This window comes from Shewanella sp. 1180_01 (assembly GCF_052850535.1).
In genome coordinates this window covers 24,869-37,659 of record NZ_VXCT01000016.1, presented here as the reverse complement: position 1 = coordinate 37,659, position 12,791 = coordinate 24,869, and the positions used below count along the sequence as shown (strand labels likewise).

The following is a 12,791-nucleotide window of genomic DNA, read 5'->3' as shown; positions in this document are numbered from 1 at the left end:
GAGAGGGGGCGTAAAGTAAATTTTATGCCAAAAAGTTAGCGTGAATGTTGGATTTTATCCCTATGAATCCAATGAGTATTTACAGATGATACCGTAAATGACTTGCTGCTAATTTAATCAAAGATAATGGCTTTTGAGTGTTAAATGCAGATTTGCCTGTAAGCGGTTTATTTTTCAGTCTTATTCTTCAATCCTACATTTCAGCTTCTTTTGCAGTATTGAATATGTAAAGTTTGTAAACTTTGTTCTATTTGATAATTGATCTCATTTAATCTCGCACATTAAATTAGTTTAATGCAGCTCATTTCAGTTTTAGGCTGCATAGGGAAAGCCGATTCTGGAGGCATTTCTCTTCGGGTTGCTTTTGAGAGTGCACCATTGAAATTAAGAGTCAGTAAGTCGTCTTTGTCCTTTGCTCGAATTATCCATGTTTATGTGTCTATGGCGTTGTTGCTGCTGATGCTGTTTTTTGCGGTGACAGGCATAACGTTAAATCACCCTAATTGGTTTTCTCAAGCGGATCAGGAACCTAAACGGGAGCAAGTGCCCATCCCTGCCTATTTATTACCCGTTGATACACAAGATGCACAGTGGCGCTTGGCAACGGGCCATTGGCTGAAAAGTGAATGGGCGATGGATATGGCCACTGCTGACATAGATGAAGACGAAATTAGCTTAGTCAGCAAAGGGCCCGGCACTTACCGCAGCCTGACGTTGGACTTACTCGACGGCCAAGCCTATGTCGAAACCTTAGAGTACGGTGTTGTTGCTGTAGTGAATGATTTGCATAAGGGCCGTAACACAGGCACAGCATGGGCTTGGATACTCGATCTTAGCGCCGTGCTGATTATTTTGTTTTCGCTTACTGGGGCTTACTTATTATTGCCTCAAACCAAGCGCCTCAAAAAGTCATTGTTATACATGGTACTTGTCAGCGGTAGTTGCGGACTTGTGTATGTTTATTTCGTTCCATAAGGAGTGTAGACCGAGTATGCGTCATCTTATTCGTACCATTGCGGTGAGTGCTTTGTTTGTGAGTTCTGCTGCATTTGCGGCGCCGCAAATGACTGTTAATTTAACCTTGCCGGAAATTACCGAAGGCCAATACCACAGACCCTATGTGGCCGTGTGGGTTGAAAATACCCAAGGGCAACCGGTAAAAACCTTAAGCCTTTGGGTTTGGGATGAAGGCCATAAATGGCTTAAAGACATCCGTCGTTGGTGGCGTAAAGCGGGTCGTGACGATATGAGTTTTGTTGATGGTATTGCATCTGCCACACGTCCTGCGGGTCATTACAAAATCGATTGGGATTTAAAAGATGAGGCAGGCAAAGCGCTCGAGCCTGCTCGCTACACTGTGTTTATAGAAGTGGTGCGTGAGCATGGCGGCCGCGATCTCGTTCGACAAAACATCGATTTAGCTGCGGGGGACTTCTCTGTGCAGTTACCCGCCACCACTGAAACCGGCGTTATCGACATACGCTTAAGCGGCATGGCTCGCTGAGCCTGCTACTGAATATATTGCCCGTACATTACTCGTTAAACTTAAGGAAAAGGCATGAAATTACGTCTTATTGCATTACTCGGCACACTTTGTATTAGCCCGTTGGCAAGCAGCCACGACAGATGGATTTTACCTAGCCACTTTAACGTTTCGGCCGAAAGGCAAGAAGCCGTGTGGATAACCTCTGATGTGTCTGCCAGCAATCAAGTGTTTATGATGGATAAACCTTTCAGCGCCAGTGACGTACGTGTGTTACTGCCTAATGGTGAGTCAAGCTCTCCAAGCTCAAGTTATACCGGCGGCCGTAAGTCGGTTTTTGATGTGCAGTTGCTGCAAGATGGCACCTATAAGTTCGAGAAAGAAGTTACGCCGCGTTATTTCTCCCGCTATAAAGTGAAAGGCAAAGAAGGCTTTGTCCGCAGTCGTTTAGATAAAAAAGCGACCGCCGCTGTCATGCCAAAGGGAGCCTCTGAATTAGAAGGTTCTTTAAATGTATCGCGAGTGGAAACCTACGTGACTCGAAATAAGCCGACAGATAAGGTTTTGGCTCCTAAGGGCGAGTATTTGGAATTAGTCCCTGTGACCCATCCTGCCGATATCGTTGAAAATGAACCCGCCACATTGCAGTTTGTTTATGATGGTAAACCCGTTGCAGGCGTCAGTGTTGCGATTATGAAAGACGGCAGCCTATACCGAAACAAGCCTGAAGAAATCGCCTTAACCTCAGATAAAGACGGTAAAGTAGCCATGACCTTGCCAGCGGCGGGACGTTATCTTTTACATGCATCGATTGAACGTCCAAACTCAGACACTTCCCTTGCCGATAAAACCGTTAGTGAAATTTTCCTTACGTTTGAAGCTGGACTTGAATAGGATTCAGTCTTCCGCTCAAGTGAGTAAGCGTTATAAGTGACTCGTTATAAATGATTTAGCGTTATAAATGACGTAATGTTCACCGTTAAATGCCCACAACCTCTACGGCGAGTGGGCATTTTTGTATTCAAAACCCTTTATCTATACGGCTATTAATCAATGCCGTAACTATGATTCTATCTGGCTCGCGGATTTAGATTTCATTGCTGGTAACTCTGCTTAAGGTTGGGTAAGCTGCGTCAATGCATTGTTCTTGATGCATCAAAGGCGCATAACGATTAGAATAGCGCAATTCCACCCTCATTTGACTGTGTTGACCTTAGCGTTGGCACGGGTTGCTTTTGTTTTAAAGGAGACGAAAGAAGTTATGACTAAGGTTCCTATGACAGTTGTCGGTGCAGAGCAGCTGCGTAAAGAGTTAGATATTCTCAAGTTTGACCGTCGCCCTAAGATCACTGAAGCCATTGCTTCAGCGAGAGAGTTAGGCGACCTGAAAGAAAACGCGGAATACCATGCGGCTCGTGAGGAACAAGGTATTTGTGAAGCACGTATCCGTGATATTGAGGGTAAGTTATCTAACGCGCAAATTATCGACGTCACTAAGATGGTGAACAACGGTCGTATCATTTTTGGCGCCACTGTAACTATTTTGAATCTCGATACCGACGTTGAAGTGACTTATCGCATAGTCGGCGATGATGAAGCGAATATTAAAGAAAACCTGATTTCAGTGAACTCACCGATAGCCCGTGGCTTAGTGGGTAAAAATGAAGGTGATGAAGTGTCGATTACCACACCTGGTGGCATGACTGATTACGAAATCATCTCAGTACAGTATTTATAATCAGCGAATCGATTTAGCTATCGAGTCTGCTAAATCCTACCGAGAGTGTGATTCTCGCTCGTTCTAAAACCGCCCTAGGGCGGTTTTTGTTATTTGCTAATTGAGTTTGTATACGTGTTTAGGATTTGTGTTTTGCTTTCGAATTTAAGGTTTAGCCAAGGATGGAGAAGGCGCTTCAGGGTTGAACTCGAAAGATGGATAAAGATTAATTTGTCTCTTGGTGCACTTTTACTTAAGCTGCAACTCTAGAGCTTCATCAGAAAGTTTTATCAGAATTAACTCAGTATTGTGTAATTGATTTAGCGCGAGTTTCGCTTTATAAACCCACAGTTATGTAGCAAAAACTAAGTATGACTGGGTTTATCTTTCGTTTTATAAGAGGGCACGCTTTGGTAAAACATTGGCGTACAGGATTGATGTTAGTTTGCGTGGCGATCATGTTGATCGCGCACTCGGCTAGCTATACGCCAAAAACCTCAGTACAACGCAGTGATGCCGCTCGTCATTATGTTCAGAAACACACAACTCTGAAGCAAACGGCTCAGAAACAAACGGTTCAGATGCATACTGTGGGACTTGATAGCTCAACTCACCATGCAATGCCAAGCGCTGAGCCTCAAAGCTTGCCCGATGCCGACGCTATCACCCAAGACAATGCACAGCTCAATGCCCAATCTAATATACAGTCTGATGCGCAAATCGTTGAAAGTTGCTGCTCATTGAATACTCATGATGCCAATCGCGTCAATTCAGACTCAGCATCCCAGCCAATACCTTGTCCAAGCTCAGATTACGTGAGTCATTCGGACGACTTAAATTTTGCCCCAATAAATTCGCCGCGCTTTATCAGTCTTGCCCAGCACGATGTGCGTGAGGTGAAGCCGGTATATGTACTTGCGTTAGACTTTACTGCTGAACCGACACCCAATGTCGTTGAACCGACCGATCTAGATATCGCATCAGATTGGACGCTTTCAGCTGTATCTTCCCCCGCCCGAATTTCGGGTTGGAAAGTCTCAAATCTTCAATATCGATTTAGCCAACAAGCCGCTTAACCCACCTATTTAGGTGTGCTATCTACTGGAGTCTGCTCCCGTAGAACTTGCATGCCATTGCATTTTTGTTCTCACCGAAATCATCTCTATCGCGGCTATATTCGCTGTGATGACTTGAGTCTAACTGGCTAAATTTGCTGGTGCTCAATGATAGGTTTCGGACTGATATCAATATGTTCGCTTAGCTTTTGATTTCAAAGTTAGGTGATAAATAGCGAGTTAATCCCATGGAAAGAAAACCCAATAAACGGCTGCTAAATCACTATTCAGCTTGGAAATATATAGTCCTTATCGTCACCATCATAGTGATGTTATTCAGTGCCTTGCCAACATTTTATGGTGAGGATGCCGCGGTGCAAGTGGGCGCTAAGGCGGGGCTAACACTGACGCCCGTAACCCTTAGAGATAAGCTGCAAGCTGAAGGCGTGACGGTAAAACGCATCGACCAAAAAAATGGTGAAACCCTGATTGTCCTCGATGCGGATAACCAACAAACCTTAGTCAAAACCTTGGTTTCGTCTATGGTGACAGAGCCCAAAGAGTTGACCTTATCCCTTGCCAGTGCCGCGCCGAGTTGGTTGCAAAACTTAGGTTTTCAGCCGATTAAACTAGGGCTCGACTTACGTGGTGGGGTGCAGTTTCTACTCGATGTGGATGTTGACCCTGTGTATCAAACTCAGGCAGAGGCGCTGGTTGATTCGCTACGTCAATTTATCCGTGAGCAGAAGATCCGTGGTGCCAGCGTCTATTTAGACCAAGCTAGCCAGTTAAACCTGACATTGCCCGATAATGACGCTCGCGCCGCCGTGCGTCAGATGATGAAACAGTCTTATCCCAATTGGCAATTATCTAATGCCGATGGCGCGGGTTTACAGATTAAGTTGAGCCAAGAGGAACAAACAAAGCTGCGTAATTTGACCGTGCAGCAAAACCTGCAAGTTATGCGCAGTCGTATTGAAGAACTCGGCATCACTGAAGCTTTAGTGCAGCGTCAAGGCGAGCATCGAATCCGGATTGAATTACCTGGCGTACAAGATCCTGCTGCCGCGAAAAACGTCATTGGTGCTACGGCGAGTTTGGCTTTTTTTGAGGTGAAAGAGTCAGGTTCTGTGAATGCGCAAGTGCTGAAGGATAAATCTGGCAAGCCTATTTATGTGAGCCGCTCGCCAGTGCTGGGTGGCGATCACATTGTCGATGCCAGAGCGAGTTTAGGGGAGATGGGCATGGCCGAGGTGAACATTAATCTCGACCGTGTCGGCGGGCAGAAAATGTCTGAGTTTTCGCGTACTAATATCGGCAAACCTATGGCGACGTCTTACAGCGAGTACAGTCGTGATGAACAAGGTAAGGCCAAGCAAACTCAAGAGATTATCAGCGTTGCGACCATTCAATCCCAGCTTGGCGATCGCTTTCGCATCACAGGTGCGGGCACCTATCAAGAAGCGCAGCAATTAGCCTTGTTACTGCGAGCTGGCTCTATGACGGCGCCAGTAACGATTGTGGAAGAGCGCACCATTGGCCCAACGCTAGGTGCTGAAAACATTGAAAACGGTTTTGCAGCGCTTGGTCTAGGTATGGGCATTACCTTGTTGTTTATGGCGCTTTGGTATCATCGTCTCGGTTGGGTGGCGAATATTGCGCTGATTTCTAACATGGTGATCTTGTTCGGCCTACTGGCGCTTATTCCTGGTGCTGTGCTGACCTTACCCGGTATTGCTGGCTTGGTGTTAACAGTCGGTATGGCTGTCGATACCAACGTGCTGATTTTTGAGCGAATAAAAGACAAGTTAAAAGAAGGACGCAGTTTTGCGCTGGCAATTGATACGGGGTTTGATAGTGCGTTTTCGACCATTTTCGACGCTAACTTCACCACTATGATCACGGCTGTCGTGCTGTATTCCATCGGTAATGGCCCAATTCAAGGTTTCGCCTTGACCTTAGGTCTAGGTCTGTTGACCAGCATGTTTACCGGTATCTTTGCTTCAAGAGCCTTGATTAACTTAGTTTACGGACGTGATGCTAGTCGTCATGTGAGGGTATAAGCATGAAAAATATCAATCTAACAAAATGGCGTTATGTCTCCAGTGCTATCTCAATTTTATTGATGATAACGTCATTAGCCATCATAGGTGTAAAGGGTTTTAACTGGGGATTAGACTTTACCGGTGGTGTGGTGACTGAAGTTCAGCTCGATAGAAAAATCACCAGCAGTGAGTTACAACCTTTGCTTAAGGCTGCCTATCAGCAGGAAGTCTCTGTGATCTCGGCCAGTGAGCCGGGCCGTTGGGTATTACGCTATGGTGATATAAAGAGTGCTGATACTGAGCAAAGCAATGTCGATATTCAGCAGGCATTAGCGCCACTTAACTCTGAAGTGCAAGTCCTTAACAGCAGCGTTGTTGGGCCGCAGATTGGTCAAGAACTGGCGGAGCAGGGTGGGTTAGCGCTGTTAGTTGCTATGCTGTGTATTTTAGGCTATTTAAGTTATCGCTTCGAGTGGCGACTCGCATCGGGTGCTTTGTTTGCGCTAGTGCACGACGTTGTCTTCGTTCTGGCGTTTTTTGCGCTGACGCAGATGGAGTTTAATTTAACGGTACTGGCGGCTGTGCTGGCGATTTTAGGCTATTCGTTAAATGACTCGATTATCATTGCTGACCGTATCCGTGAATTATTGATTGCTAAGCCAAAGCTTGCGATTCAAGAAATTAATAACCAAGCGATTGTGGCGACATTCTCCCGTACTATGGTGACGTCAGGGACAACCTTAATGACGGTCGGTGCGCTGTGGATCATGGGTGGTGGGCCGCTGGAAGGATTCTCGATTGCGATGTTTATCGGTATTTTAACTGGGACATTCTCATCGATTTCTGTTGGCACCTCATTGCCTGAGTTATTAGGTTTAACGCCTGAGCATTATAAGGAACAAGTGATTTCTGATACGCCTTAGTGCTTTATTTTAATTTGTAGTAAAAACAAAGAGGCCACTCAATTGAGTGGCCTCTTTGTTAACACAATAAAAATCAAGAAAAATTACTTTGCCTTTGGCAAAGCAATCTTCATTTCTGGTGATTGACGATAAATCACCAGAATATGACCAATAAGTTGCACTTTTGCGGATTGAGTTTCACGTACTATGGCATCAACGATGGCATTTTTTAGCTCTCTGTCGGCAGAGGCTACTTTCACTTTAATCAATTCATGATAAGCGAGTGCGCTTTCAATTTCAGCGAGTACACCTTCAGTCAATCCATTGGCACCAAGCAGCACCACTGGCTTTAGCGGATGCGCTAGACCTTTTAAATGCTGTTTTTGTTTGGTTGTTAAGTTCATTTCTACCAACTTTTGCTGAGTTACTGTTGAAAAACGGCTATTCTACCCTTATATAGCCTTTGTGTAACTCTCAATTGTTGCGGATTTTAAATGTCAGGTATAAAACGTACGGCCAGTTCTAATCGCTGGATGCTAGAACACTTTGATGATCACTATGTCAAACTCGCCCAAAAAATGGGCTTGCGATCTCGCGCTGCGTTTAAGCTTGAGGAGATCCAGCAAAAGGATCAACTGATTCGCCCAGGCATGACTGTGGTTGATCTCGGTGCTGCTCCGGGAGGTTGGTCTCAAGTGGCAGTTAAATTAGCGGGAGATAGAGGTAAAGTCATCGCCTGTGACATTTTGCCTATGGATCCCATCGTCGGGGTAGACTTTCTGCAAGGGGATTTTCGTGAAGATAAAGTCCTTCAAGCATTACTTACTCGCGTCGGTGATGCTAAGGTTGACGTTGTGTTGTCTGATATGGCGCCCAACATGAGTGGTTCAGATAGTGTTGATCAACCCCGTGCCATGTATTTAGTGGAGTTGGCGTTAGATATGTGCCATCAAGTATTGGCTCCTAATGGCTGTTTTGCGGTAAAAGTCTTTCAGGGGGAGGGCTTTGACGAATACATGAAAGCGGTAAAAGCAGTGTTTAAAGTCGTTAAAACACGTAAACCAGACTCTTCACGGGCGCGTTCCCGTGAAGTCTATCTTGTGGCGACTGGGTACAAGTTGTAGTAACCTAGCGTTAATAATCGCAAGACTTAATGAGGTCTAGTAATTTGAGTGACATGGCAAAAAATCTAATACTCTGGGTTGTCATCGCCGTTGTGCTGATGTCAGTGTTTCAGGGTTACTCCCCCTCTTCTTCGTCATCGCAGAAGATGGATTATTCTACCTTCTTAGATAATGTCCGTGATGGGCAGGTCGCAACTGTTGAAGTTAAAAGCGACCAACGTACTATTGAAGGTGCTAAGCGAACGGGTGAAAAGTTCACGACTATCATGCCGTTATATGACCAAGATTTAATTAATGATCTTGATCGTAAGGGCATCACCATGAAGGGCCAAGAAGCCGAAGAATCTGGGTTCCTAACCCAAATCTTCATCTCTTGGTTCCCTATGTTATTGCTTATCGGGGTATGGATTTTCTTCATGCGCCAGATGCAAGGCGGCGGTGGCAAAGGCGCTATGTCCTTTGGTAAGAGCAAAGCCAAGCTGATGAGCGAAGATCAGATTAAAACGACGTTTGCCGATGTTGCTGGTTGTGACGAAGCAAAAGAAGAAGTCAAAGAGTTAGTTGATTATCTGCGTGACCCAACTAAATTCCAAAAATTGGGCGGCCGTATTCCAACGGGCGTACTGATGGTGGGTCCTCCAGGTACAGGTAAAACCTTGCTGGCGAAAGCCATTGCGGGTGAATCTAAAGTACCTTTCTTCACTATCTCGGGTTCTGATTTCGTTGAAATGTTCGTTGGTGTTGGTGCATCCCGTGTGCGTGACATGTTCGAACAAGCGAAAAAGTCTGCACCTTGTATTATCTTTATCGATGAAATCGATGCGGTCGGTCGTCAACGCGGCGCGGGTTTAGGTGGTGGTCATGATGAACGTGAGCAAACACTGAACCAAATGCTGGTTGAGATGGACGGCTTCGAAGGTAATGAAGGCGTTATCGTTATCGCGGCAACTAACCGTCCAGACGTACTCGATTCTGCACTGCTGCGTCCAGGTCGTTTTGACCGTCAAGTGGTCGTTGGCTTACCAGACGTGCGTGGTCGTGAGCAGATTTTGAAAGTGCACATGCGTAAAGTGCCGCTTTCTGAAGATGTGAAAGCGAGTGTAATTGCCCGTGGTACACCAGGTTTCTCTGGTGCTGACTTAGCTAACTTAGTGAACGAAGCGGCCCTGTTTGCGGCTCGTGGAAATCGCCGAGTTGTGGGCATGGAAGAATTTGAGCGTGCAAAAGATAAAATCATGATGGGTGCTGAGCGCCGTTCTATGGTGATGTCTGAAGCTGAAAAAGAAATGACTGCATACCACGAAGCGGGCCATGCGATTGTGGGTTGTTTAGTACCAGAGCACGATCCTGTGCATAAGGTCACTATTATTCCTCGCGGCCGTGCGCTGGGTGTCACTTTCTTCTTACCCGAAGCTGACTCCGTGAGTCAGAGCCGTCGTAAGTTAGAAAGCCAAATTTCAGTCGCATACGGCGGTCGTTTAGCTGAAGAGCTTATCTACGGTAGCGAAAAAGTGTCGACTGGTGCATCACAGGACATCAAATACGCGACCTCTATTGCGCGTAACATGGTGACTCAGTGGGGCTTCTCGGACAAGCTAGGTCCATTATTGTATGCCGAAGAAGACGGTGAAGTGTTCTTAGGTCGCAGTATGGGTAAAGCCAAAGCCATGTCCGATGAAACTGCAACTATCATCGACGCTGAAGTGAAAGTCTTTATCGACAAGAACTACGCGAGAGCGAGGCAGATATTGACGGATAACCTCGATATTCTGCACTCGATGAAAGAAGCCTTAATGAAGTATGAAACCATTGATTCACTTCAAATTGACGATTTAATGAAGCGTCGTGAAGTGCGTCAACCTGCCGATTGGCAAGTGGATGACCATGGTTCTAACGACAAAGGCAGCGGTCATGGTGAGCCAGCTGAAAAAGCTGAAGATACTGTGACTACAATGTCTGTTGAACCAGACTTGAAAGAGCCTGATGAATCACCTGTTAAGTAATTTGTTGTGAGATAAAAGAAAACCCCGTAAAGGGGTTTTCTTGTTTTACCTTGTTAGCAATTTGACTGTGCTGCCATTTATCCACTTTGCCATTACTGATATTTCGCCTCTGACATCAGTCGCCTCAGATAGAAAGTGAAGGCTAAAACTAATGACGCAAGTTATGCCTATAGGTAAAATCGTAAGTGTTCGTATTACTGGAGTAAATGCGTGTTTGAACTGATTGCTGGCACTAAACGCCTCGCGTTATCTTCGCCCATTGTGATGGGCATTTTGAATGTCACTCCCGATTCCTTTTCCGACGGTGGTCAATATTCTTCCTATGAACTTGCCTGTCAGCATGCCGATGACATGGTGGCTCAAGGCGCAGGGATGATAGACATTGGTGGGGAGTCGACAAGGCCCGGCGCCGCCGAGGTGAGCCTAGCCGATGAACTTGCGCGGGTGATCCCGTTAGTAAAATATGTGGCGGCGCACCATGATGTGTGGATTTCTGTCGATACCAGTAAAGCTGAAGTGATGCGCCAAGCTGTCGCTGCGGGTGCACACCTGATTAATGATGTGCGTGCCTTGATGGAACCTGGTGCGCTCGAAGCTGCCGCAGAGTTGCACGTCCCGATATGTCTAATGCATATGCAGGGCGAGCCGAAGAGCATGCAGTCTTCGCCGACGTATTATGATGTTATTGAAGAAGTTTCTAGCTTTTTAATCGAGCGGATTGACGCTTGTATACAAGCTGGGATCCCCCGTGAATTACTCATACTTGATCCGGGATTTGGCTTTGGTAAAAGCTTAGAGCATAACTATGAATTACTGGAAAAACTAGACTCTTTTACCAAGTTTGATTTACCCGTATTGATAGGATTGTCTCGTAAGAGCATGATAGGGAACCTCTTAGCAAAACCGACCTCAGAGCGTCTTGCTGGGAGCCTTGCTGGCGCTATGATAGCCGCCCAAAAGGGAGCTCATATCATTCGCGTACATGACGTTGCTGCAACTGTGGATATGCTCAAAGTGTTACAAGCGACACAAGCGTATTTTTAAGCATCGTTATGCTCTCGTTAAGCATTTAATTAATATTATGATCCCAAATCATTGGGACACATTTGAGTTTGTGGGGCGATATGAAAGAACGTAAATTTTTTGGAACTGACGGTATTCGGGGAAAGGTCGGTTCAGGTCAAATGACGCCTGAGCTTGCACTGAAATTAGGTTGGGCAGCGGGTCGCGTATTATCCCGCAGTGGTACCAAAAAGGTGATCATAGGTAAAGATACCCGTATTTCGGGTTATATGTTTGAGTCGGCATTAGAAGCGGGTCTTTCTGCCGCAGGTCTTAATGTGATGTTAATGGGGCCTATGCCCACGCCTGCTGTCGCCTATTTGACGCGTACGTTTCGCGCCGAAGCAGGGGTGGTGATCAGCGCATCACACAATCCTTATTACGATAACGGCATTAAATTTTTCTCGACCGACGGCAGTAAGTTAGACGATAACTTAGAGCTAGAAATCGAAGCTGAGCTTGAAAAGCCCCTCGTTTGTGTTGAATCACATCTGCTTGGCAAAGTGTCGCGTATTGAAGATGCCCGTGGCCGTTATATCGAGTATTGCAAAGGTAACTTCCCTGCAGAACACACGTTAACTGGGTTAAAAATTGTGGTCGATTGTGCCCATGGCGCAACTTATCATATAGCGCCTGCCGTGTTCCGTGAGTTAGGCGCTGAGGTGATTGCCATTGGTGATAAACCCAACGGGATGAACATCAATGATAAAGTGGGCGCGACGTCCATGGGCAAAATTTGTGAAACCGTTCTAGCCGAAAGTGCCGATTTAGGTATTGCTCTCGACGGTGACGGTGACCGTATTATGATGGTCAACAGCAAAGGCGAAGTGATCGACGGCGATCAAATTTTATATATTCTGGCCTGTGATGCGAAATCCCGTGGCGTATTACGCGGTGGTGTAGTTGGTACGTTAATGTCAAACCTTGGGCTTGATCTCGCCTTGCAAGCATTAGACATCCCCTTTGCGCGTTCGAAAGTGGGCGACCGTTATGTGATGGAACTACTTAAAGAACTCGACTGGCGCATCGGCGGTGAAAATTCAGGGCATATCCTTAATCTTGACCACGGCACAACCGGTGATGGTATTGTCGCGGGGATTTTAGTGTTAGCGGCCATGCGTCGCCAAAATGCCACGCTAGAAGAACTGACTTCGGCGATGGAAATGTTGCCACAGGTGTTAGTCAATGTGCGCTTTGAGGGCGAGCATGACCCACTTAAGTCAGATAAAGTAAAAGCGGCGCAGGCACAGGTTGAATCTGAGCTTGGCGTACGTGGTCGAGTACTATTACGTAAGTCAGGTACTGAACCTTTGATCCGCGTCATGGTAGAAGGTGACGATCATAGTGCAGTATTGGCGCACGCAAATTTGATTGCGGATGCGGTAAAATCGGCAAGCTAA

12 protein-coding genes are annotated in these 12,791 nt (G+C 46.1%); 11 read left to right on the top strand and 1 reads right to left on the bottom strand.

What is annotated here, in order from left to right; genetic code table 11:
* The first annotated feature begins 378 nt into the window (after window positions 1–378).
* From FW758_RS10850 to secF, 7 genes are all read left to right on the top strand, one after another.
* A complete protein-coding gene (locus FW758_RS10850) occupies window positions 379–975 on the top strand; it encodes a PepSY-associated TM helix domain-containing protein (RefSeq protein ID WP_006086949.1) in 597 nt (198 codons plus the stop codon).
* Window positions 976–991: 16 nt separating this feature from the next.
* Window positions 992–1,504: a DUF2271 domain-containing protein gene (locus FW758_RS10845; RefSeq protein WP_347098891.1), complete on the top strand. Its 513-nt coding sequence runs from the start codon at window positions 992–994 to the stop codon at window positions 1,502–1,504.
* Between the two features lie 54 nt (window positions 1,505–1,558).
* Complete coding sequence (locus FW758_RS10840) at window positions 1,559–2,377, top strand: DUF4198 domain-containing protein (RefSeq protein WP_446445379.1); 819 nt, start codon at window positions 1,559–1,561, stop codon at window positions 2,375–2,377.
* Between the two features lie 367 nt (window positions 2,378–2,744).
* Window positions 2,745–3,221 (top strand): transcription elongation factor GreA, encoded by a 477-nt coding sequence (gene greA, locus FW758_RS10835; protein ID WP_028761461.1) that lies wholly within the window; start codon window positions 2,745–2,747, stop codon window positions 3,219–3,221.
* 416 nt (window positions 3,222–3,637) lie between these two features.
* The gene (locus FW758_RS10830) at window positions 3,638–4,276 is read left to right on the top strand and encodes a hypothetical protein (protein ID WP_446445399.1); all 639 of its coding nucleotides are present in this window, start codon (window positions 3,638–3,640) and stop codon (window positions 4,274–4,276) included.
* 227 nt (window positions 4,277–4,503) lie between these two features.
* Window positions 4,504–6,318: a protein translocase subunit SecD gene (gene secD / locus FW758_RS10825; RefSeq protein WP_446445378.1), complete on the top strand. Its 1,815-nt coding sequence runs from the start codon at window positions 4,504–4,506 to the stop codon at window positions 6,316–6,318.
* 2 nt (window positions 6,319–6,320) lie between these two features.
* The gene (gene secF / locus FW758_RS10820) at window positions 6,321–7,223 is read left to right on the top strand and encodes a protein translocase subunit SecF (protein ID WP_446445377.1); all 903 of its coding nucleotides are present in this window, start codon (window positions 6,321–6,323) and stop codon (window positions 7,221–7,223) included.
* An 83-nt stretch (window positions 7,224–7,306) separates the two neighbouring features.
* On the opposite strand, the gene yhbY is transcribed toward secF, so the two are convergent.
* Entirely contained in the window at window positions 7,307–7,606 is a 300-nt protein-coding gene (yhbY, locus tag FW758_RS10815; RefSeq protein WP_006082725.1) for a ribosome assembly RNA-binding protein YhbY, read from the bottom strand.
* A 90-nt stretch (window positions 7,607–7,696) separates the two neighbouring features.
* Here yhbY and rlmE point away from each other — a divergent pair, with 90 nt between their 5' ends.
* The 4 genes from rlmE (at window position 7,697) to glmM (ending at window position 12,791) form a co-directional block, all read left to right on the top strand.
* Window positions 7,697–8,326, top strand: a complete 630-nt coding sequence (gene rlmE / locus FW758_RS10810) for a 23S rRNA (uridine(2552)-2'-O)-methyltransferase RlmE (RefSeq protein ID WP_006082724.1) — start codon at window positions 7,697–7,699, stop codon at window positions 8,324–8,326.
* A gap of 29 nt (window positions 8,327–8,355) precedes the next feature.
* Window positions 8,356–10,329 carry an ATP-dependent zinc metalloprotease FtsH gene (gene ftsH / locus FW758_RS10805; RefSeq protein ID WP_446445376.1) on the top strand — a complete coding sequence of 658 codons (1,974 nt, stop codon included), beginning with the start codon at window positions 8,356–8,358 and terminating at the stop codon, window positions 10,327–10,329.
* 210 nt (window positions 10,330–10,539) lie between these two features.
* On the top strand, window positions 10,540–11,373 hold the full coding sequence (folP, locus tag FW758_RS10800; RefSeq protein WP_446445375.1) for a dihydropteroate synthase: 834 nt from the start codon (window positions 10,540–10,542) through the stop codon (window positions 11,371–11,373).
* Between the two features lie 80 nt (window positions 11,374–11,453).
* On the top strand, window positions 11,454–12,791 hold the full coding sequence (gene glmM, locus FW758_RS10795) for a phosphoglucosamine mutase (protein WP_037392637.1): 1,338 nt from the start codon (window positions 11,454–11,456) through the stop codon (window positions 12,789–12,791).